This window comes from Gaetbulibacter sp. NE, from assembly GCF_025548475.1.
Classification (GTDB): Bacteria; Bacteroidota; Bacteroidia; order Flavobacteriales; family Flavobacteriaceae; genus Gaetbulibacter_B; species Gaetbulibacter_B jejuensis.
The window spans coordinates 987,686-1,009,959 of record NZ_JAOQHY010000001.1 but is presented as its reverse complement, the minus strand read 5'-3'; the positions used below and the strand labels follow the sequence as shown (position 1 = coordinate 1,009,959).

16 protein-coding genes are annotated in these 22,274 nt (G+C 33.1%); 9 read left to right on the top strand and 7 right to left on the bottom strand.

Translation table 11 applies throughout. From position 1 onward, the window contains the following. Positions 1–322: 322 nt before the first annotated feature. The 5 genes from pyk to OD803_RS04625 all read right to left on the bottom strand — a co-directional run bounded on the left by pyk (position 323) and on the right by OD803_RS04625 (position 4,615). A complete protein-coding gene (pyk, locus tag OD803_RS04645) occupies positions 323–1,765 on the bottom strand; it encodes a pyruvate kinase (RefSeq protein WP_134198272.1) in 1,443 nt (480 codons plus the stop codon). 3 nt (positions 1,766–1,768) lie between these two features. Next, positions 1,769–2,248 carry an IPExxxVDY family protein gene (locus OD803_RS04640; RefSeq protein WP_131506464.1) on the bottom strand — a complete coding sequence of 160 codons (480 nt, stop codon included), beginning with the start codon at positions 2,246–2,248 and terminating at the stop codon, positions 1,769–1,771. A 115-nt stretch (positions 2,249–2,363) separates the two neighbouring features. After that, positions 2,364–3,110: a ribonuclease III gene (gene rnc / locus OD803_RS04635; RefSeq protein WP_129759884.1), complete on the bottom strand. Its 747-nt coding sequence runs from the start codon at positions 3,108–3,110 to the stop codon at positions 2,364–2,366. 7 nt (positions 3,111–3,117) lie between these two features. Continuing rightward, the gene (gene fabF / locus OD803_RS04630) at positions 3,118–4,368 is read right to left on the bottom strand and encodes a beta-ketoacyl-ACP synthase II (RefSeq protein WP_262732515.1); all 1,251 of its coding nucleotides are present in this window, start codon (positions 4,366–4,368) and stop codon (positions 3,118–3,120) included. A gap of 13 nt (positions 4,369–4,381) precedes the next feature. Continuing rightward, entirely contained in the window at positions 4,382–4,615 is a 234-nt protein-coding gene (locus OD803_RS04625; RefSeq protein WP_008269813.1) for an acyl carrier protein, read from the bottom strand. 184 nt (positions 4,616–4,799) lie between these two features. On the opposite strand from OD803_RS04625, the gene purN reads away from it, so the two are divergent. The 5 genes from purN to OD803_RS04600 are packed head-to-tail and all read left to right on the top strand — an operon-like array spanning position 4,800 to position 9,660. Beyond that, positions 4,800–5,366: a phosphoribosylglycinamide formyltransferase gene (purN, locus tag OD803_RS04620; protein ID WP_262732514.1), complete on the top strand. Its 567-nt coding sequence runs from the start codon at positions 4,800–4,802 to the stop codon at positions 5,364–5,366. Positions 5,367–5,376: 10 nt separating this feature from the next. Continuing rightward, positions 5,377–6,072: a cyclase family protein gene (locus tag OD803_RS04615; protein WP_131506462.1), complete on the top strand. Its 696-nt coding sequence runs from the start codon at positions 5,377–5,379 to the stop codon at positions 6,070–6,072. A 6-nt stretch (positions 6,073–6,078) separates the two neighbouring features. Next, positions 6,079–6,720: a ribonuclease H1 domain-containing protein gene (locus tag OD803_RS04610; RefSeq protein WP_131506461.1), complete on the top strand. Its 642-nt coding sequence runs from the start codon at positions 6,079–6,081 to the stop codon at positions 6,718–6,720. Positions 6,721–6,776: 56 nt separating this feature from the next. Further along, positions 6,777–7,703 carry a PfkB family carbohydrate kinase gene (locus tag OD803_RS04605; RefSeq protein ID WP_262732513.1) on the top strand — a complete coding sequence of 309 codons (927 nt, stop codon included), beginning with the start codon at positions 6,777–6,779 and terminating at the stop codon, positions 7,701–7,703. A gap of 58 nt (positions 7,704–7,761) precedes the next feature. Further along, positions 7,762–9,660: an amidophosphoribosyltransferase gene (locus OD803_RS04600; RefSeq protein WP_131506459.1), complete on the top strand. Its 1,899-nt coding sequence runs from the start codon at positions 7,762–7,764 to the stop codon at positions 9,658–9,660. A 705-nt stretch (positions 9,661–10,365) separates the two neighbouring features. Here OD803_RS04600 and OD803_RS04595 read toward each other — a convergent pair. Next, positions 10,366–10,974, bottom strand: coding sequence for a superoxide dismutase (locus OD803_RS04595; RefSeq protein ID WP_131506458.1), 609 nt, complete (start codon positions 10,972–10,974; stop codon positions 10,366–10,368). A 132-nt stretch (positions 10,975–11,106) separates the two neighbouring features. Here OD803_RS04595 and OD803_RS04590 point away from each other — a divergent pair, with 132 nt between their 5' ends. From OD803_RS04590 to OD803_RS04575, 4 genes are all read left to right on the top strand, one after another. Beyond that, entirely contained in the window at positions 11,107–14,253 is a 3,147-nt protein-coding gene (locus tag OD803_RS04590; protein ID WP_262732512.1) for a UvrD-helicase domain-containing protein, read from the top strand. A 23-nt stretch (positions 14,254–14,276) separates the two neighbouring features. Then, on the top strand, positions 14,277–15,470 hold the full coding sequence (gene kbl, locus OD803_RS04585; protein WP_262732511.1) for a glycine C-acetyltransferase: 1,194 nt from the start codon (positions 14,277–14,279) through the stop codon (positions 15,468–15,470). Between the two features lie 124 nt (positions 15,471–15,594). Further along, entirely contained in the window at positions 15,595–16,956 is a 1,362-nt protein-coding gene (locus OD803_RS04580; RefSeq protein WP_262732510.1) for an OmpA family protein, read from the top strand. A gap of 72 nt (positions 16,957–17,028) precedes the next feature. After that, the gene (locus OD803_RS04575) at positions 17,029–19,770 is read left to right on the top strand and encodes a PD-(D/E)XK nuclease family protein (RefSeq protein ID WP_262732509.1); all 2,742 of its coding nucleotides are present in this window, start codon (positions 17,029–17,031) and stop codon (positions 19,768–19,770) included. Positions 19,771–19,777: 7 nt separating this feature from the next. Here the strand turns inward: OD803_RS04575 and OD803_RS04570 are convergent, their stop codons facing one another. Next, on the bottom strand, positions 19,778–22,123 hold the full coding sequence (locus OD803_RS04570) for a hybrid sensor histidine kinase/response regulator (protein ID WP_262732508.1): 2,346 nt from the start codon (positions 22,121–22,123) through the stop codon (positions 19,778–19,780). Positions 22,124–22,274: the final 151 nt, after the last annotated feature.

Below are 22,274 nucleotides of genomic sequence, written 5' to 3'. Positions count from 1 at the left end.
TTTAACCGCACTTCGAGTGAAAACGTGCAAGAACAATAGCTATACGCAATTTGATGTGGTTTAACCTGTATTTTTAAAAATTTGTGAATAAATTCACTATTTTTAAAATCCAAAACCACACTACGCATAGCGCAGCGTTAAACGAAAATCCCTAAACAACTATCAGAATTCAAAAACGAACTACTATACTCCTAAAACAAAAAAGCCACTGAAAATTTTCAGTGGCTTTTTTGTTTGCGTTAGCGATTGCAGCATTGTTGGAGCTCCTCAAAGAGAGCGACTGCGGAAAGCGCGACCCTTGTGGTAACGCCCAAAAAATAATTTAAAAACTACAGCTTGTAATTTCAGTAACTCTTAGTGTGTTTACCATACCTTTTTCTTGTATAGGCATTGCAGCAAGACTTACCAGCATATCTCCTGTTTCTAGATAGCCTTTTTTACAGGCAATAGCGTTGACGTCTTCAATGGTTTCATCTGTACTTACAAACTTGTCGTAATAAAACGCTTTAACTCCCCAAAGCAAGCTTAATTGTGTTAAAATACGTTTGTTGGATGTAAATACCAAGATGTGAGAACTTGGTCTCCAAGCCGAAATTTGAAACGCTGTGTAACCACTATTGGTTAATGTAGAAATGGCTTTGGCATCAATTTCGTTTGCCATGTGTGCTGCATGGTAGCAGATAGATTTTGTAATGTAACGCTTGGTACGAATGTGTGGTGGCGATTGTGGTACTTGTATAAGTGGCGAATCTTCAACACTTCTAATAATGTTTGCCATTTGCCTAATAACTTGTACTGGATAACTCCCAACCGATGTTTCTCCTGAAAGCATTACTGCATCTGCTCCATCCATAACCGAGTTTGCCACATCGTTAACCTCAGCACGTGTTGGTGTTAAACTAGAAATCATGGTTTCCATCATTTGCGTAGCAATAATTACAGGTATTCTTGCGCGTTTTGCTCGTAATACCAATTGTTTTTGGATAAGCGGAACTTCCTCGGCAGGAATTTCTACTCCTAAATCACCACGAGCTACCATTAATCCGTCGCAATAGGCAACAATTTTATCGATATTCTCAACAGCTTCAGGTTTTTCAATCTTAGCGATAATTGGAATTTTATGTTCGCTATGTTCTTTGATAAGTTCTTCGAGCTGAATTAAATCTTCAGCGTGACGCACAAACGACAACGCAATCCAATCTACTTGCATTTTTATTGCAAAAATGGCGTCTTCAATATCTTTTTCAGTAAGTGCAGGTTGCGAAATATTGGTATTAGGAAGGTTAACTCCTTTTTTAGATTTTAAGGGTCCACCTTGAATAACGCGTGCTTTTACTTCCGATTTTTTATCGGTTGAAACCACTTCAAAAATTAATTTTCCGTCGTCTAAAAGTATGCGTTCTCCTGGTTTTGCATCTTGTGGAAAGCTATCATAGGTCATGTAAACACGTTCTTTTGTTCCTTCAAAACGTTTTCCGGTTGCAAAAATAATTTCGTCACCTTCATTAACGATGACTTCGCCTTTCATTACGCCAACACGAAGTTTTGGACCTTGCAAATCGCCTAAAATGGCTGCATTGTATCCAAACTCATCGTTAAGCTCTCTTATCATTTTTATGCGCTGTTCAACATCTTTATAGTCGGCATGTGAAAAGTTAATTCTAAACACATCAACACCTTCCTCAAGCATGCCTTTTAAAACATCTTTTGTACTGGTTGCTGGTCCTAATGTTGCTACTATTTTGGTTTTCTTTCTTTTTGGCATTAATTAAAAAATTAAGTGGTCTTTAGATTTTAGTTGTTCTACATCTACACTGTAAGCTGTGATAACTTGTGGTATAGACTGTATTTTATTGAGAATTATTTTCTCGTTTAAATATTGGGTGTCATTATCTATTTTAAACAGATAGTCAACGTTTTTTAATTCTGGTAATAGGTGATATGTTTTTAGGACTTTGCCTTGAGCTTCAAATAAAGATCCTGTACTTTGCAGGCTGTCTTCTTCTTTTTTACACACATTGGACATAAGGTTCCAAGTAGTGTATTGTTCTTTGTCTTCCCACTCATAAATAGAGTAAGATGCCGAAAAATACTTGTAGTCTAAATCTTGTGGTTTACGCTCTAAATTTATCTCTAAATTTTTATTAAGAAGATAAGCCAATCTATAATCTTCCAGTCTGCAATGAATAGCTAAAAGCGTGAAAGAAGCATCATAGAAATCGTCAACAAGTAATTTATGCAATGCCATAATTAATCAACTATACGATGTAAATATAGTATAATATAATAATTAAAAAATGAAGTTAACATTAATCTTATCAAGACCTGTTAACGAAAACGTTTGAATTTTTACAAGCGTCTAATTATTCGTTAAAAAATTTGGTAATTTTATTTTGAAACGCAAAAAAAGCACGTTTTGAAGCTTTTTCTTCGGCTTTCTTTTTTGAAGTTGCTCTTGCCTTTGCCACCACTTTATCGTCTATAGATAATTTAACCGAAAAGTGTTTTAGGTTATCGTTTCCTGTATCTTCATAGACATTGTAGTCAAAAGTCTTTTTTTCTTTTTGGCACCACTCAATAAGTAAGCTTTTGTAGCTAATAACCTTACCTTCGAGGGTTTCAATATCAACATGCGGATTAATTACTCTTTTAAAAATAAATTTTTCGCAGTATCTATAACCTCTGTCTAAAAATATAGCTCCAACTAAGGCTTCAAAAAGATTACCATGAATGTTATTACCAAAATTGGATTTTGAAATTTTGCTTTCTACAAAATCAATTAAATTAAGCTCTTTACCCAATTCGTTAAGGTGTTCTCTACTTACAATTTTAGAACGCATTTTTGTAAGATAGCCTTCATCTCCATGAGGAACTTCGCTAAAAAGATAAGCAGCTATTACTGAGCTTAACATGGCATCGCCAACAAACTCTAGTCTTTCATAGTTAATTGCATTTCCTTTCTTGTCCTTTATATTCATAGAACGATGGGTAAATGCAGTAATGTAGTAGTTCTTGTTTTTGGGTTTAAACCCTAGAATATTTTTTAGTTGCAAAAAAAAATTCCCGTTATCGTTAGAACGGGAATTTAATATGTTACGAATGTAATTCATTCAGGAATTAATCTAATTTTTTAAATAATACACAAGCATTGTGACCTCCAAATCCAAATGTATTACTCATAGCAACTTTAACGTCTCTTTTTTGAGCTTTATTTAATGTTAAATTTAATTCAGGATCAATAGTTTCATCTACTACTTCGTGGTTTATTGTTGGAGGCACTACACCATGTTCTATTGCTAAAATAGCAGCAATAGACTCAATAGCTCCTGCAGCTCCAAGTAAATGTCCAGTCATGGACTTAGTAGAGTTAATATTGATGTGTTTTGCGTGGTCACCAAACACTTCCGAAATCGCTTTAAGTTCAGCAACATCTCCAAGAGGTGTTGATGTACCATGCGTGTTGATATGATCAACTTCTTCAGGGTTTATACCAGCATTATCTAAACAATTTCTCATTACAGCCATTACACCTATACCTTCAGGGTGAGGAGCTGTCATATGATGCGCATCTGAAGACAATCCGCCTCCAATAACTTCAGCATATATTTTTGCACCTCTTGCTTTAGCATGCTCGTACTCTTCAAGAATTATTGCTCCTGCGCCTTCTCCTAATACAAAACCATCTCTGGTTGCGTCAAAAGGTCTTGAAGCGGTTTCAGGACTTTCGTTTCTTGTTGATAATGCATGCATAGCATTAAAACCACCCATTCCAGCAATGGTTACTGCTGCTTCACTACCACCAGTTACTACAACATCACAGTGCCCTAAACGAATATAGTTTAAAGCATCAATCATAGCATTGGCAGAGGATGCACAGGCAGATACTGTTGTGTAATTAGGACCCATAAATCCATGTTTAATAGATATGTTTCCTGGAGCAATATCTGCAATCATTTTTGGGATGAAAAATGGATTAAATCTTGGTGTTCCATCTCCAGCCGCAAAGTTTAGTACTTCGTCCTGGAATGTTTCCAAACCTCCAATACCTGCTCCCCAAATAACTCCAACTTTCAATTTATCAACAGCCTCAAGATCTAGTTTCGCGTCTGCAATAGCTTCATCAGAAGCTACCATTGCATATTGCGTAAATCTGTCCATCTTTCTAGCTTCTTTTCTGTCAAGAAAATCGGTAGCGTTAAAGTTTTTTAATTCGCAAGCGAATTTGGTTTTGAACTTTTCAGTATCAAAATATGTTATAGGTGCTGCACCACTTTTTCCTTGTAATAAGCCTTCCCAATATTGATCTTTGGTATTGCCTATAGGAGTAAGTGCACCTAACCCAGTAACTACAACTCGCCTTAATTCCATAAATTAACGTGAATTATTTTGCTTCTTCTATATATGAGATAGCTTGACCAACTGTTGCAATGTTCTCAGCTTGATCATCTGGAATTTGGATATCAAATTCCTTTTCGAATTCCATAATTAATTCTACAGTGTCTAATGAATCTGCTCCTAAATCGTTTGTGAAGCTTGCTTCAGTTACAACTTCGTTCTCATCAACACCTAATTTGTCTACGATAATCGCTTTTACTCTTGATGCAATGTCTGACATAATTTTTAAATTTTAAGTTTTAATTAGAGCGCAAAAATAAAAAAACTTTATTTAATACACATCTTTACTTTAAAAATGTGAATGTAATTTACTAAAATTACTTTTAAGTATTTCTATTTTGGCTTCTAATTGTTAATAATTATTCTTTTTTTTGTTTCGAATAATCCTAACATTATATCTGTAAATGAAACGTATTGTAATTTTTGCGTCCGGAAGTGGAACCAATGCTGAAAATTTAATTAAGTTTTTTCACAACAGAGATAATGCGTCTGTTATTCAGGTGTTGACCAACAATCCTCATGCCAAAGTACTAGAGCGCGCAAAAAACCTGAGCGTTAGTGCTTTATCATTCAACAGAGTTGCTTTCTCAAAAACCGATGATGTCCTAAACATCCTAAAAGCTGCTCAACCAGACTTAATAATACTAGCTGGTTTTTTATGGAAGTTTCCTGAGCATATTTTACAACATTTCCCTAATAAAGTCATTAATATTCATCCTGCTTTATTACCTAAATATGGAGGAAAAGGTATGTACGGTATGCACGTTCATGAAGCTGTTGTAGCAAATAACGAAACCGAAACTGGTATTACCATTCATTATGTTAACGAAAACTATGATGAAGGTGCTATTATTTTTCAGGCTAAATGTAGCGTAGAATCGTCTGATACTGCTGAAACTGTAGCGGCAAAAATTCATGAGCTTGAAATGGAGTATTTTCCAAAAGTAGTTGAAGACTTATTAAAGTCATAATACTAAGGCAATGACTGAAATTATAGATTTAAGCCAAGACATTTATGAAGGTATGCCTGTTTATAAAGATTTACCTCAAGTAAAAATGTCTGTTCATAACACCCACGAAGATTGGGATGGCGATTTTGATTCTAAAACCAAAACGCCTGCTGTACATAAACTAGAATTGGGCGAGCATACAGGCACTCATGTTGACGCTTTAAACCACATGGCAAAACAATATAAAGGTCAGTCTATTGACACAATGCCTTTATCAATGTTTTATACAGAAGGAATTTGCTTAGACCTTTCTCACAAATCTTTTAGAGAATTAATTGAAATAAGCGATTTGGAAACTGCTTGTAAAAAGCAAGGCGTAAGTATTAAAAAAAATGATACTGTATTAATTTATACTGACCATTATAGAAAAGCATTTGGAACGGAAAACTGGAGCAAAGGACCAGGAGTTAGTGCAGAAGCAGCCAGATGGTTGGGAAATCAAAAAATTGCTGCTTTTGGAGTGGAAACAATGTCTCCAGGTGTTTCAGGAATTTCAAACAAAGAAGTACATCATATTTGTGGTGAATTAGGCTTTACACACTATGAAAATATGGTTAATTTATATAAGTTAATAGGAAGAAAAAGATTTCGTTTTATTGCCTTACCTTTAAAGATTAAAGGAGGAACAGGTTCTCCTGTAAGAGCTGTTGCTGTTTTTGAAAATTAGTAGTTCATGTCCAAAAAAAAGAAAAAATACTACACAGTTTGGAAAGGTCACCACACAGGTGTTTTTGAATCTTGGGATGATTGCAAAGCTCAAATAAAAGATTTTCAAGGCGCTCAATACAAATCGTTCCCCACATTTGAAGCCGCTAAAAAGGCTTTAAAAGGTAATTATTTTGACTACGTAGGGAAAAACAAAACATTTAAAAGTGAACTTTCTGAAGAACAATTAAAAAAAATAGGTCAACCTAATTACAACTCTATTTCTGTTGATGCAGCTTCTAGCGGAAACCCTGGAAAAATGGAATATAGAGGTGTGGATACTAAAACCAAAAAGCAGCTTTTTATTCAAGGTCCTTTTGAAGAAGGCACAAATAATATTGGTGAATTTTTAGCCATTGTTCATGGTTTAGCTCTGCTAAAAAAGAAAAACAGTAATTGCATAATATATACCGATTCTAAAACTGCAATGAGTTGGGTAAAAAAGAAAACCTGCAATACCAAACTAGAGCGCAATGATAAAAACAAGGTACTCTTTGAACTTGTTGACAGAGCAGTAAATTGGTTAAAAAACAATACTTACACTACTGTAATTGTAAAATGGGAAACCAAAGCTTGGGGAGAAATTCCTGCAGATTTCGGCAGAAAATAATATTCGTTATTTAGAGCTTAAAACCCTATCTTTGCACAAAATTTTGAAATCTCTTTATGAGTAAATTAGTTATTGTAGGTACTGTAGCTTTTGATGCTATTGAAACACCTTTCGGAAAAACCGATAAGATATTGGGAGGAGCAGCAACTTTTATAGGTTTGTCTGCCTCACAGTTTAATGTAGATTCTGCAATTGTATCGGTTGTTGGAGGAGATTTTCCTCAAGAATATTTAGATTTATTATCTGAAAAAAATATTGATATTTCAGGAATAGAAGTCATAAAAGACGGTAAAACGTTCTTTTGGAGTGGTCGCTATCATAACGACATGAACTCTAGAGATACCTTAGCAACTGAGCTTAATGTATTAGCTGATTTTAATCCTGTTGTACCACAAGATTATAAAGACGCTGAAATTGTAATGCTTGGTAACTTACACCCAATAGTACAATCTAGTGTTTTGGATCAAATGACTAAAAAGCCAAAACTGGCTATTTTAGACACTATGAATTTTTGGATGGACTCAGCGCTTGAAGATTTACACAATGTTATAAAGCGTGTTGATGTTATTACCATTAACGATGAAGAAGCTAGACAACTAACAGGAGAATATTCTCTTGTTGTAGCAGCAAGAAAAATTCATGAAATGGGACCAAAATATGTAGTTATTAAAAAAGGAGAACATGGTGCATTGTTGTTTCATGACGATAGTGTGTTTTATGCTCCTGCTTTACCTCTAGAAGAGGTGTTTGACCCAACTGGAGCAGGCGATACTTTTGCTGGCGGATTTGCAGGTTATTTAGCAAAAACAGGAGATGTCTCTTTTGAAAACATGAAAAACGCTGTTATTTATGGCTCTACACTGGCCTCATTTTGTGTAGAAAAATTTGGTACAGAGCGCATGAAAAACCTCCCTAAAAAAGAAGTTCATCAACGCTTGCAGCAGTTTAAAGACTTAACACAATTTGATATTGAACTAACATAAACCAACGCGCTCAAAACTGAGCGCGTTTTATTTTTGTAACTCACAACAACACAACACAATGAGTGATGCTTTAAAACACGAATGCGGAATCGCACAAATAAGGCTTTTAAAACCATTAGAATTTTATAAAGAAAAATATGGGAGTGCTTTTTATGGCGTAAACAAAATGTATCTCATGATGGAGAAACAGCACAATCGTGGACAAGATGGTGCAGGTTTTGCCAGCATTAAATTAGATACAACTCCAGGAGAACGTTATATAAGTAGAGTGCGTTCTATTGCTCAACAACCCATTCAAGATATTTTTGGGCAAATTAACGATCGTATCAATAAAGAATTAAGTGAACATCCTGAATATGCTGATGATGTAGAAGCACAAAAAAAGAACATTCCTTACATAGGAGAGGTGCTTTTAGGTCATGTTCGTTATGGAACATTTGGTAAAAACAGTGTAGAGAGTGTTCATCCGTTTTTAAGACAAAATAACTGGATGCACAGAAATCTTATTGTTGCAGGAAACTTTAACATGACCAATGTTAATCAGTTATTTGATGGTCTTGTAAGATTAGGACAACACCCAAAAGAAAAAGCCGACACAATTACCATTATGGAAAAAATCGGTCATTTTTTGGATGATGCTGTTTCTAAAGTTTACAAAAAACTAAAACAAGAAGGTTACAGTAAACATGAGTGTTCTCCATTAATAGCCGAACGTCTTAATATTGCAAAGATCCTAAAAAAGTCATCCAAAAACTGGGATGGCGGTTATGCTATGGCTGGTTTACTTGGTCATGGAGATGCATTTGTATTAAGAGATCCTGCTGGTATAAGACCTGCATATTATTATAAAGATGATGAAGTTGTAGTAGTAGCTTCTGAGCGTCCTGTAATTCAAACTGTTTTTAATGTTCCGTTTGAAGAAGTAAAAGAACTAGAACCAGGACACGCTATTATTACCAAAAAGTCTGGAGAAGTTTCAATAAAACAAATCATAGAGCCACTTGAAAGAAAAGCGTGTTCGTTTGAACGTATTTATTTTTCTAGAGGAAGTGATGCCGAAATTTATCAAGAAAGAAAAGAGTTAGGTAAACTGTTAATGCCTAAAGTTCTCAAATCCATTAATAACGACACACAAAACACTGTATTTTCATACATTCCAAATACTGCTGAAACGTCGTTTTTTGGAATGATTGAAACTGTAGAAAAACACCTTAACGAAAAGAAAACCCAAGCTATTTTAGATGGTAACGGTATGCTTTCGGCTGAACGTGTTACTGAAATACTATCGGAAAGACCTAGAATAGAAAAGGTTGCTATTAAAGATGTTAAACTAAGAACATTTATTACTGAAGATAGTAGTAGAGATGATTTGGTTGCACACGTTTATGATGTAACGTATGGTGTTATAAAACCAAATGATAATCTTGTAATCATTGACGATAGTATTGTAAGAGGTACAACTCTTAAAAAGAGTATCATTAAAATGATGGACAGATTAAACCCTAAAAAAATTGTTGTGGTTTCCTCTGCTCCTCAAATACGCTATCCTGACTGTTATGGAATTGACATGGCAAGACTAGAAGATTTAATTGCTTTTAGAGCTATGTTAGAATTATTAAAAGAAAATAACAAGTATCACTTAGTTGAAGAAGTTTATAATAAATGTAAAGCTCAGGTCGATCTTGAAGACAAAGATGTACACAATTTTGTGAAAGATTTATATGATGTATTTACTGACGAAGAAATTTCTGATAAGATTTCAGAATTAATCTCTGACGACACAGTAAGTGCTAAAGTGGAAACCATTTTTCAATCGGTAGAAAATTTACACAAAGCTTGTCCTAAAAATTTGGGCGATTGGTACTTTACAGGCAACTACCCAACTGCTGGAGGTAACAGAGTGGTTAACAGGGCTTTCATTAATTTTTACGAAGGAAATAAAGAGCGTGCTTATTAAGCAAAAAACCGAGAAAAAATACACTTTATCCGAAAAAATGCGTTGTTTATCTAAAAAAAATGCATTTCATCTAATATTTGTACTTTGTTAACAAATTACGCATACTTTAGTAAGACCATAACATAAGTAGGTTAAGTTCATGGTAGATTTGGGGCAAAAAAAGGTGAACTCTTGTTCACCTTTTTTTATGCAATTCGTTTAAAATTTCCTTTCACATTTTCATTATATCTCATTTTAAGCTCAAAAAATTCCTTAAACTAATTTTTGTGTCGTTTATCTATTTTATTAACACTTTATTGTAAGTAGCTCTATATTAGTCATCACCATAACATAAGTAGGTTAAGTTTATGGTAGATTTGGGGCAAAAAAGGTGGACACTCGTTCACCTTTTTTATTTTTTCAAAGCAAGTCTTCTCTCAAAAACTTTTTCACCCAATAAAACTCAAAATCTTTAAAACCCTTAGATATATCAACACTTTTAACTAACAAAAAATCTTTTAAGCTAATTTATGTGTCGTTTATCTAATAAATTTAACAGTTTGAAACATGTCGCTATATATTTGCTGTCACCATAACATAAGTAGGTTAAGTTTATGGTAGATTTGGGGCAAAAAAGGTGGACACTCGTTCACCTTTTTTCATTTATAGAAATAAAAAAACCAAGCTTATTCAGCTTGGTTCTTCATTAATTTATTTTTAGAAAAACTATTTTGCTTCTGCGTAACGTCTTTCTACTTCATTCCAGTTAATTACATTAAAAAATGCATTAATATAATCTGGTCTTCTATTTTGGTAATTTAAATAGTATGCGTGCTCCCAAACATCCAATCCTAAAATTGGTGTTCCTCCACAACCTACTCCAGGCATTAATGGGTTATCTTGGTTTGGTGTAGAGCATACTTCAACTTTTCCGCCTTTATGTACACACAACCAAGCCCAACCTGAACCAAACTGAGTTGCAGCTGCTTTACTAAATGCATCTTTAAAAGCATCTACCGAACCAAATTCTGCTTCAATAGCATCTTTTAATTCTCCTGATAAATATCCTTTTCCTTCAGGATTCATAACATCCCAAAATAATGAGTGGTTGTAAAAACCTCCTCCATTATTTCTTACAGCCTTATTGTCCATATCTAAATTGTCTAAGATATTTTCAATTGTTTTTCCTTCTAAGTCTGTTCCTGCAATTGCATTATTTAGGTTGTTTGTATATCCTTGATGGTGCTTTGAATGGTGTATTTCCATTGTACGTGCATCAATATTTGGTTCTAAAGCATCGTAAGCATATTTTAATTTTGGTAATTCAAAAGCCATAATATTTGATTTTTATGTTGTTATTGTTTATTTCTTCAAATTTACACATAATACACAAAAAAACAGATGATTTAAAATAATATATTGTTATCAATCTATTGATTGTTTTTATATTGTATCAAAAATTTCTACATGCTAAAAAACAGGGCTTTTACCATTTATAATGCATCTGCAGGTAGCGGAAAAACGTTTACATTGGTTAAAGAGTATTTGAAAATTTTACTAAACTCCAACAGCTTACTTGCTTTTAGAACTGTCTTAGCTCTAACCTTTACTAATAAGGCAGTAAATGAAATGAAAGAGCGTATTATAAATATGCTTAAAGCGTTTTCTGAGACTTCAATTATAGAAAATCCTAATAGTATGTTCTCCCTTTTGGTTGAAGAGCTTGATATTTCGCCAAATGAGCTTCATGAAAAATCAAAAGTAATACTGCAAACTATTATTCATAACTATGCGTCTTTTGATATTTCAACTATTGACAAGTTTAACCATAGGCTTATTAGAACATTTGCACACGACTTAAAACTTCCTGTAAATTTTGAAGTTGAACTAGATACGCCTTATTTACTTGCCAAAGCTGTAGATAAGCTTATTGATAAAGCAGGAGAAGATGAGCAACTAACTAAAGTGCTGGTTGACTTTGCTATTGAAAAAGCCGATGACGATAGAAGCTGGGACATAGCTTATGATTTTAATACAATTGCTAAACTACTGATTAATGAAAATGATATTGAATTTATTGAGCAACTTGAAGGTAAGCAATTAAAGGATTTTTCAGATTTAAAGTCTGTTCTTATTAAAACCCTCAAAGCCAAAGAGTCAAGCCTAGTAGAAACATCAAATAAAGTTTTAACGCTAATAAATGAAGCAGGTTTAGAACACAACGATTTTTCCAGAGGCTATTTACCTAAGTATTTTCAAAAACTTAGTAGTTCTGATGTAAATGTATCGTTTAATTTAGGTTGGCAAAACGACCTTCTTGAAGGCAACACCTTATACCCAAAACGTGTTTCAAATGAAGTTGCGGAAACTATTAATGCTATACAGCCTCAACTTATTTTAGCTTTTAACGATACAAAGCAAGCGGTTTCTGAATATAAATTTTTAAACAATTGCATAAAAAACATTACGCCTCTTTCGGTTTTAAACGCTATAAACAATACTTTAAATGAACTGAAAGAAGAAGAAAACCTCTTACTGATTTCAGAATTTAACTCTATTATTCATAAAGAAATAAAACATCAACCAGCACCTTTTATATATGAGCGTTTGGGTGAAAAATTCAAGCATTACTTTATCGATGAATTTCAAGACACTTCGGTTTTGCAATGGCAAAACCTAATTCCTTTAGCAGACAATGTGCTTTCAGGTGAAAATTTAAAAGGCGAAACAGGTTCCATAATGCTAGTTGGAGATGCTAAACAAGCTATTTACAGATGGAGAGGAGGAAAAGCTGAACAGTTTATTGATATGTATACCGAAAAGGTCAATCCGTTTCATATTGAGATTGCCACCAAGCATTTAGATTATAATTTTAGAAGTACTAAAACTGTTGTAGATTTTAATAATGATTTCTTTAAGCACATTAGTAGTTTTGCGCTATCAAGTCCTGAACATCAAGCTATTTATCAAGCGAGTTCACAGGACGTTTTTATTCAAGAAAACGGTTATGTAGAGCTCTCATTTTTAAATACCAAAGATCAAGATAAGGATGAATTACATTGCGAAAAAACACTGTTCTCAATTAACAAGGCTTTGGACAATGGCTTTAAGCTAGGTGATATTTGTATTATTACCCGAAAAAGTAAAGAAGGAATAGCTGTTGCCGAATATTTAAGCCAAAATGGAATAAATGTAGTGTCTTCGGAATCACTTATGCTCAAAAATGCTCCTGAAGTTAACTTTATAACGTCCATTTTACAACTAAGCATACAGCCTCAAAATAATGAAGTAAAATGTGATATTTTGCTCTTCATTGCTGAACACAGCTTAAAACTTGAACAAAAACATGATTTTGTTAGTAGTTTGGTGCATTTACCATCAAGCAAACTATTTTCTGCATTGAAAGAGTATGACTTCAATTTTGACTTTGGTACATTTTCTAGCTTGCCAATTTATGAAGCCGTAGAACATATTATAAGAGCCTTTAAATTAAATACAACCTCAAATGCTTATGTCCAGTTTTATTTAGATGAAATTCTCGATTTTTCGCAAAAACACGGTTCTAGTATTTCTGGTTTTTTAGAGTTTTGGGAACGCAAAAAAGACAAGTTAAGTATTGTATCATCACAAAACGATAATGCAGTACAAATAATGACTATTCATAAATCTAAAGGACTGGAATTTCCTGTGGTGATTTTCCCTTATGCCAATCAGAATATATATTTTGACATGTCTCCAAAAGTTTGGTTTCCTGTAAATACTAAAGCGTTTAATGGTTTCTCGCACATGTACATCAACCTAAATAAAGACCTCGAGGAACTAGATAACACTGGTAACGAAATTTATACAAACTATCAATCTGAATTAGAGCTCGATGCCATTAACTTACTGTATGTTGTTATGACCAGAGCTGTTGAACAATTATATGTCATTTCAGAATATGACACAGACGCTAAAAACGAAGAGAAGCTAAAATACTATTCAGGGCTTTTTATCAATTTCTTAAAATCTAAAGCACTGTGGAATGATACTCAAACAGAATATACTTTTGGAAACCCAAAAAGAACATTGCAGTCACAAGAAGCAGAACCAACCGTTCAACAAGAGCTATTTATTTCTACTTCAAGAGCGCAACACAATCTAAACATCATTACCAATTCGGCTTATTTATGGGATACTGATCAAGAAAAATCTATTGAAAAAGGAAATTTGGTTCATAATATCATGGCTGAAATTAAAACCATAGAAGATATTGATTTTGTGTTCAATCAGTACATCGAATCAGGAACTATCAATAGTCAACAATACGACGAACTAAAACCAATGGTTTTAAAAATTGTTGATCACCAACTCTTGAAATCTTACTTTGAAAGCAATAATTTGATTTACAATGAAAGAGATATCATTACTAAAGACGGTCAAATTTTACGACCAGACCGTTTAGTAATAAACACCAATAAAGCAATAATTATAGACTACAAAACTGGAGCTGAAAAAAGCTCTCATAAGCAACAATTAGAACTCTACACCTCAGTTTTACAAGACATGAATTACAACGTGACCAAAAAAATTCTTGTGTACATAAATGATGATATTCAGGTAAAAGAATTTTAACTTTGTAAAAAACCAAAGACGATATGTACGGAAAGATACAACAACACTTACAAAACGAAATAAAAGACATAAAAGAAGCTGGTCTTTACAAAGAAGAACGTATTATTACTTCGCCTCAAGGTGCCGAAATTACTTTGACTACAGGAGAAACTGTTTTAAATTTTTGCGCTAATAATTACTTAGGTTTATCCTCACATCCTGAAGTTGTACAAGCTGCTAAAGACGCAATGGATACACATGGATTTGGAATGTCTTCTGTTCGTTTTATTTGCGGAACACAAGATATTCATAAAGAACTTGAAGAAAAAATAGCTGAATTTTATGGTACTGAAGATACTATACTCTATGCAGCAGCTTTTGATGCTAATGGTGGTGTTTTTGAACCATTATTAGGAAAAGAAGATGCTATTATCTCTGACTCGCTTAACCACGCCTCAATAATTGATGGTGTTCGTTTATGTAAAGCAGCAAGATACCGTTATGAAAATAACAACATGGAAGATCTTGAAAAGCAATTAATTGCAGCTAATGAAAATGGAGCGCGTTTTAAAATTATTGTCACAGATGGAGTATTTTCAATGGATGGTTTAGTTGCTCCTTTAGATGAAATTTGCGACTTGGCTGATAAGTATGATGCATTGGTTATGATTGATGAATGTCATGCTGCAGGTTTTATTGGTGAAACTGGTAGAGGAACACTTGAAGACAAAGGCGTTTTAGGACGAATAGATATTATAACTGGAACATTAGGTAAAGCTCTTGGAGGAGCAATGGGAGGTTATACAACTGGTAAAAAGGAAATTATTGAAATATTACGTCAACGCTCAAGACCTTATTTGTTTTCAAACTCATTGGCACCTGCAATTGTAGGAGCTTCTATTAAGGTTTTTGATATGCTTGCTAAAGACACCTCATTAAGAGATACTTTAGAAAGCAATACTGCTTATTTTAAAAAAGGGTTAAAAGATGCTGGTTTTGACATCATTGACGGAGACTCAGCTATTGTTCCTGTGATGCTATATGATGCTAAATTGTCTCAAAAAATGGCAAAAATGCTCTTAAACGAAGGAATATACGTTATTGGATTCTTTTTCCCTGTAGTTCCTAAAGAAAAAGCAAGAATTAGAGTACAACTCTCGGCAGCACACACAAAAGAGCACTTAGATAAGGCTATTGCTGCTTTTATTAAGGTTGGGAAATCTTTAGAAATAATTTAAATTTGTTCCAAACACCTCTATTTTAGGGCAAATAATCAATATTTTTATATATTTGTCTTTGTTAATAAAATTTAACAACTTACTTTTGCTTACAATTAACACTTAAAATTAAAATTATTAGAATATGAAAAATCTTAGCAGATTATTTTTCGCTATGTTGCTTTTATTAAGCTTCAATGCTAATGCACAAGATGAAAACAATCCTTGGGCTGTTGGAATTGGTGTAAATGCAGTTGACTTTTATCCTACTGGAGAAGATGCTCCGTTAGGTGAATACTTTGACGAGTTTTTCAACCTTAGTGATCACTACAACTTTTTGCCATCATTATCTACAGTATCTGTTTCTAGATATTTAAGTGATGGGTTTACATTAACTGCTGCTGGTTCTATCAATGAAATTGATAGCTTTGGTGATTCTACAGTTGACGATTTATCTTACTACGCTTTAGATGGTACAGTAAAATATAGCTTTGCAAAATTAATCAACTCTAAATTAATTGACCCTTACTTAGGAGTAGGTGGAGGTTACACTTGGATCAACGAAATCGGAGCTGGTACATTAAATGGTACTGCAGGTTTTAACCTTTGGTTTAGTGAAAACGTTGGTTTAACTGTACAAACATCTTACAAACATGCATTTGAAGATTATTTAGCTACTCACTTCCAACATTCAGTTGGTCTTGCTATCAAATTTGGTGGAAAAGATACTGATGGAGATGGTATATATGACAAAGATGATGCTTGTCCAGACGTTCCTGGTTTAGAAGCATTCAACGGTTGTCCAGATTCTGACAACGATGGTATTGAAGATTCTAAAGACGATTGTCCTAACGAAGCTGGTTTAGCTGAGTTTAACGGTTGCCCTGATACTGATGGTGACGGTGTTGCTGATAAAGATGATAACTGTCCTACAGTTGCTGGCTTAAAAGCTTTAGCTGGATGTCCAGATGCTGATGGTGACGGTGTTGCTGATAAAGATGACAAATGTCCTAACGAAGCTGGTCCTGCTGCTAACAACGGTTGCCCATGGCCAGATACTGATGGTGATGGTGTATTAGACAAAGACGATAAATGTCCTAACGAAGCTGGTACTGTTGCTAACAATGGTTGCCCAGAAGTTCTTCCTACTGCTGAAGTAATGGAAACTTTAAACAACTACGCTAGAACTATCTTATTTGATACTGGAAAATCTTCTTTCAAAAAAGAAACTGATCCTGTATTACAAGCTATGACTGCTATCTTTAAAGAATATCCACAAGCTAACTTCTCTATTGAAGGACACACTGATAGCGTTGGATCTAAATCATCTAACCAATTATTATCTGAAAGAAGAGCTAACGCTGTAAGAGATTACTTAATCGCTAACGGTATCAACGCTGACAGATTAACTGTTGCTGGTTTTGGTGAAGCTAACCCAATAGATTCTAACTCTACTGCTTCTGGAAGAAAAAACAACAGACGTGTAGAAGTAAAACTTAAAAAATAATTAAGTTTTAAAACACTATAAAATAAGTTTAAAAAACGCTCCGAAATTCGGAGCGTTTTTTATTTTTATGATATGACAAGTTTTATAGAAGAGGTTATTATTGACATACATGAAAAAAGCCTCAACGTTTCAGAATTAACCTTTGTACTTCCTAGTAAAAGAGCTGGTGTTTTCTTAAAACACGAATTATCTAAAGTATTTAAAAGCACTTTTTTTGCACCTGAAATTCTTTCTACTGAAACCTTTGTAGAAACACTATCTAACTTACAATACATCAATAATACCGAGTTGATTTTTGAGTTTTATGATGTATATCTTAAGGCAACTCCAAAAGAAAATGTGGAGCCCTTTGATCAATTTTATAAATGGGCTCAAATACTGCTTCAGGATTTTAATGAAATAGACCGTTATCTTGTAGCGCCTCAAAATATTTTTGATTACTTAACTGCTATTAAAGAAATAGAACATCATCATTGGTCAGTTGATGAAAATCAAACCGATTATATTAAAAACTATCTAGCCTTTTGGAAAAGGTTAAAACAATATTATGAGTTATTAAACGACCAACTCATTTCAAAGCGAAAAGGATACCAAGGCTTGGTGTATAGGGAAGCAGTAAATAACCTTGAGCAGTTTACAGCTGCAAACCAAGAAAAGACATTTGTGTTTGTTGGTTTTAACGCACTTAACAAAGCCGAAGAAACCATAATACAAGAACTTTTACAACAAGATATAGCTATTATCTATTGGGATTTAGACCAACGGTTTTTTAAAGATTCAATTCATGATGCTGGTATGTTTATAAGACAACATAAAGCGAATTGGCCTTATTTTAGAAAAAATCCTATCAATTGGTTATCGAACAATTATTCCAAACCAAAGAACATAGATATTATTGGTACTCCAAAAAATATTGGTCAAGTAAAATATATAGGTGAGTTGCTACAGCGTTTAAAACACAAGAAGAGCTCATTAAAAAACACAGCTGTTGTTTTAGGCAATGAAAGCCTATTAATGCCTTTATTAAATTCAATGCCTGAAGATATTGGTCCCATTAATATTACTATGGGCTTGCCGTTGAATGCAATTCCATTGGCGTCTTTGTTTGAAAAACTATTTGCGATTCAAAAATCAACTTCAAAAACTCTGTATTATAAAGATGTAATAACAATACTGTCCCATCAATTTATAAAACCGCTTCTTCTTGATAATGATATTGACCATGCAGACATAATAATTGACCATATTCAAAACAATAATATTGCTAATATTACTGCTGAAGGGATTACTGAATTAGCTCCATCTAAAACAGAGTTATTAGAACTCCTTTTCAATAATTGGAACAATAATCCAAGGAGAGGTTTATCAAATTGTAGCAAACTTATCATGTCTATTAAAGCGTTTTTAGACAAGGATAAATCAAAACAATTACTCTCATTAGAGTACTTATATAGGTTTAATGAAATATTCAATACATTAGGACTAATGTTGACAAAACATGAGCATATTGAATCTATAAATACTTTACATGGTTTATACAGAGAACTTATTAAAAACGAAACGTTAGATTTTAAGGGAGAACCTCTGCAAGGTCTTCAAATTATGGGAATGCTAGAATCTCGAGTTCTCGATTTTGAAACAGTTATTATTGCTTCGGTTAATGAAGGTGTACTTCCTGCAGGAAAAAGTAATAATTCTTTTATTCCTTTTGATGTTAAAATAGAAAACAACCTGCCAACCTATAAGGAAAAAGATGCAGTTTACACATATCATTTTTATAGGCTATTACAACGAGCTAACACTGTTTTTTTGGTTTATAATACCGAACCAGATGTGTTACAAGGCAATGAAAAAAGTAGATTTATCACTCAATTAGAAATTGATGACACACACAATATTAACCATTACATAGTGTCGCCTAAAGTACCTGCTATTCAACAAAGTCTCACTCAAATTAAAAAGACTGATGAAGTACTATCGCGCATAAAAGAAATTGCAGAAAAAGGGTTTTCGCCTTCTTCATTAACAAATTACATTAGAAACCCAATTGACTTTTATAAGCAAAAAATTCTCGGAATTAAAGAGTTTGATGATGTTGAAGAAACTGTTGCAGCTAATACGTTAGGAACTACAATCCACAACACTTTAGAGGACTTTTATACGCCTTACATTGGCAAAGAGCTTACTTCTAAAAACGTTGAAGCAATGAAGCCTAAAATACATGATACGGTTTTAAAGCACTTTAAAAATGAATATAAAAAAGGGGATACCACAAAAGGTAAAAACCTTATCATTTTTGAAATAGCAAAGCGGTATGTTTCTAATTTTTTAGATTTAGAAATAGATGCGCTTCAGCTAGGAAATACTATAAAAATTATTTCGGTTGAAGAAGACAATAAAGTGAAAATTGATATTCCCGAACTAGACTTTCCTGTTTATTTAACAGGAAAAGTGGACCGAATTGATGAGTTTAATTGTACTACTCGTATTATTGATTATAAATCTGGAAAAGTAGAGGCTTCTAAAGTTAAAATTTCTCAATGGGAAGATCTAACTACCGACTATGATAAATACAGTAAACCATTTCAAATACTGGCTTATGCTTATATGTTAAACTCTAAAAAGCCGTTTACAGCTCCCGTTGAAGCAGGAATAATTTCGTTTAAAAACTTAGGCAGTGGGTTTTTAAAATTCACTGAAAACAAAAACACATTAATTTCTCAAGAAACCTTAGAGAACTATACGGTAGAGTTAAAAAATCTTATTTTAGAAATTTGTAATCCAAATATCGACTTTATAGAAAAAGAAGTTTAAAGCCCACTTATGCTATTTGTAGTTTAGGTTTACAGCAGTAATTTATTTTTTCCATTAATAAATCTTTATTTACTGGTTTGGTCATATAGTCATTCATACCAATATCAAGCACTCGTTGTCTGGTTTCTTGCATTGCATCAGCAGTTACTGCTATAATAGGAATTTCGCCAATAACTTGTCCTAATGTTCCACTTCTAATGATTTTTGTAGCTTCATAACCATCCATTACTGGCATTTGTAAATCCATTAAAACAACATCGTAAACATCTTTTTTTAGAATTTCTAAAGCCTCCTGACCGTTTTGCGCCACAGCAAAATTAATATGCTCTGAACTTCCTAAAAGCTTGCGCATAATCATTTGGTTCATCACATTGTCTTCAACCACCAAGACTTTTAAAGGGTCTTTTGGGCTAACATTTAAAAAAGACTCCTCTTTAGGTTTACTAATAACTTCTAAAGGAAGCTCAACAAAAACCTTAGTCCCTTTTCCTTCGCTACTTTCTATACTAATTGTACCGTTAAAAAGTTCAACTAAGTACTTTGCGATGGTCATTCCTAAACCAATTCCTCCAAATTGCCTTTTGTTATCATGCTTCATTTGGTTAAAACTATCAAACATATTCTCTCTTATATCTTCTGACATTCCAACACCTGTGTCAGAAACCACAAAAGAAAAACGCGACAAATCATTTGGCTGTTGAGTACAGCTAAGTTTTAAATGAACGCCTCCATTTATTGTAAATTTAATGGCGTTGTTAAGGATGTTGTTTATTATTTGAACAAAACGCTCTTTATCTCCTTTTACTCTTGTAGGAATGTTATAATCCATTTCAAAAGCATAAGTCAACCCTTTCTTTTCGGCTTCTAGCTTCCAATTTGAGCTTATCTGATTAAGTACTACAGAAGGGTTAAACTCTTCACTTCTTAGCTTAAGTTCTTTCTTTTCAATCTTTTCAAAATCTAGAATATCATTTACGTTACTCAACAAACTAAGAGACGCATTTTTAATGATTTCAAAATTCTTTCTGCTTGTATTGCTTTTATTAGTTTCTAATTGATTCTCAGCAATACCCATAATAGCATTTATGGGTGTTCGTAATTCATGACTCATGTTAGACATAAAATACGTTTTTAGTTTACTAATCTCTTCCGATTTCTTTAAAGCTAAAACCTGAGATTTCTCCTTTTCCATACGTAACCTTTTGATGAGATTAGTCATGGAAAGCGATAAGAAAATCACCTCAAAACCTGAACCAAATTTGGCACTATTGAGTGTGTAGAAATTGTTTGGTAATAGGCTTAAATTATTCATTACAAAGCCTAATAAACCTATTACTAAAAAGAAAATTCCAATAGAAAAATAAGGATCTATTTTTATCTTTTTGTAACGTATTATAAATAATGTTGCAAGTATAAAAACTAAGCTTATAAGTCCATTTAAGTTTGCTATTGGATAGGTAAGTTCAAGTGTTTTTTCACTAAGAAACACCATAACAAATAGTGCAGCAATAAAAATATAAATGCCTTTAAAAACACTGTATATTTTTGGTGTTCGCTGTTTTACCTTTAAAAAGTACTCACAATATTTAAGTAAAAAGAAGTTTGATGCCAATGCAGCTATCATTACTGCTCTACTGTTTATAAAATCTCCTTTTGGAAATACGTATTGAAAAATTAAACCATCTAATGCACCTTGCATTAAAGCAATTGAAAACACATAAAGCCCATAATACAAAAATGTTTTTTCTTTTAAACTGGTGTAAAAGAAAAGATAAATTACACCTGCAAGAAATAACAACCCATAAAACAACCCTAAAAATAATTGTTGTTTATAGTTCATTACCCAAAAATCAAACTCACTATAAATGTCTAATGGTATGTTTATGGTTTCGCCATCACTTGCTAAGTGCAAATAAAATTGCTGGGTTGTATTAGCTGGTAATGTTATTTTGAAAATGGTTTCTCTATGTTCAACCTGCCTTTCATTAAAAGGAATTTGGTCTCCACTACTAAACTTTTCAATGCCATTTTTTGATATTTGATATAAATCAGCAATATCAGTTATTGGTCTTGCTGTTTGTAGATAGTAAGTTTTTGATTCGCTATCTGGATTAAAAAGTTTAAATCTGGTCCAGAAACTCTGTGAAGTAAAACCAATACTATGATTGTCAGAAGCAAGTGGAGTAAATTCTAAATTGCTGTTTAAAACCTCTTCAATTGATAATTCAGGTTTGTCAGTTGCAGTAAACTCAGCAAAATTGTAAAGTTTGTTTGAAGACTCTTTTAAGTTATATGCATTTTCTTGCGCATACAACCCTATACTGAGTAGGCAGAATAGTAGTATAAATTTCATTTGGGGTGCTATTAATCAAATGAAACTTACAAAAACCCTTTATAGAAAATCAAAAAACTCGATTACACGTTACAAAACTTCTCCAAACCGTTTAAAAATGTTAATATCTTGGATGAACTGTGGAGCATAATAAAGGAAAATAAAAATATTT

Bases quoted from the DNA above. Each gene is read 5' to 3' on its own strand.
- pyk (WP_134198272.1), bottom strand. From the start codon at position 1,765: ATGCCAAAAAGAAAGAAAACCAAAATAGTAGCAACATTAGGACCAGCA.
- OD803_RS04640 (WP_131506464.1), bottom strand. From the start codon at position 2,248: ATGGCATTGCATAAATTACTTGTTGACGATTTCTATGATGCTTCTTTC.
- rnc (WP_129759884.1), bottom strand. From the start codon at position 3,110: ATGAATTACATTCGTAACATATTAAATTCCCGTTCTAACGATAACGGG.
- fabF (WP_262732515.1), bottom strand. From the start codon at position 4,368: ATGGAATTAAGGCGAGTTGTAGTTACTGGGTTAGGTGCACTTACTCCT.
- OD803_RS04625 (WP_008269813.1), bottom strand. From the start codon at position 4,615: ATGTCAGACATTGCATCAAGAGTAAAAGCGATTATCGTAGACAAATTA.
- purN (WP_262732514.1), top strand. From the start codon at position 4,800: ATGAAACGTATTGTAATTTTTGCGTCCGGAAGTGGAACCAATGCTGAA.
- OD803_RS04615 (WP_131506462.1), top strand. From the start codon at position 5,377: ATGACTGAAATTATAGATTTAAGCCAAGACATTTATGAAGGTATGCCT.
- OD803_RS04610 (WP_131506461.1), top strand. From the start codon at position 6,079: ATGTCCAAAAAAAAGAAAAAATACTACACAGTTTGGAAAGGTCACCAC.
- OD803_RS04605 (WP_262732513.1), top strand. From the start codon at position 6,777: ATGAGTAAATTAGTTATTGTAGGTACTGTAGCTTTTGATGCTATTGAA.
- OD803_RS04600 (WP_131506459.1), top strand. From the start codon at position 7,762: ATGAGTGATGCTTTAAAACACGAATGCGGAATCGCACAAATAAGGCTT.
- OD803_RS04595 (WP_131506458.1), bottom strand. From the start codon at position 10,974: ATGGCTTTTGAATTACCAAAATTAAAATATGCTTACGATGCTTTAGAA.
- OD803_RS04590 (WP_262732512.1), top strand. From the start codon at position 11,107: ATGCTAAAAAACAGGGCTTTTACCATTTATAATGCATCTGCAGGTAGC.
- kbl (WP_262732511.1), top strand. From the start codon at position 14,277: ATGTACGGAAAGATACAACAACACTTACAAAACGAAATAAAAGACATA.
- OD803_RS04580 (WP_262732510.1), top strand. From the start codon at position 15,595: ATGAAAAATCTTAGCAGATTATTTTTCGCTATGTTGCTTTTATTAAGC.
- OD803_RS04575 (WP_262732509.1), top strand. From the start codon at position 17,029: ATGACAAGTTTTATAGAAGAGGTTATTATTGACATACATGAAAAAAGC.
- OD803_RS04570 (WP_262732508.1), bottom strand. From the start codon at position 22,123: ATGAAATTTATACTACTATTCTGCCTACTCAGTATAGGGTTGTATGCG.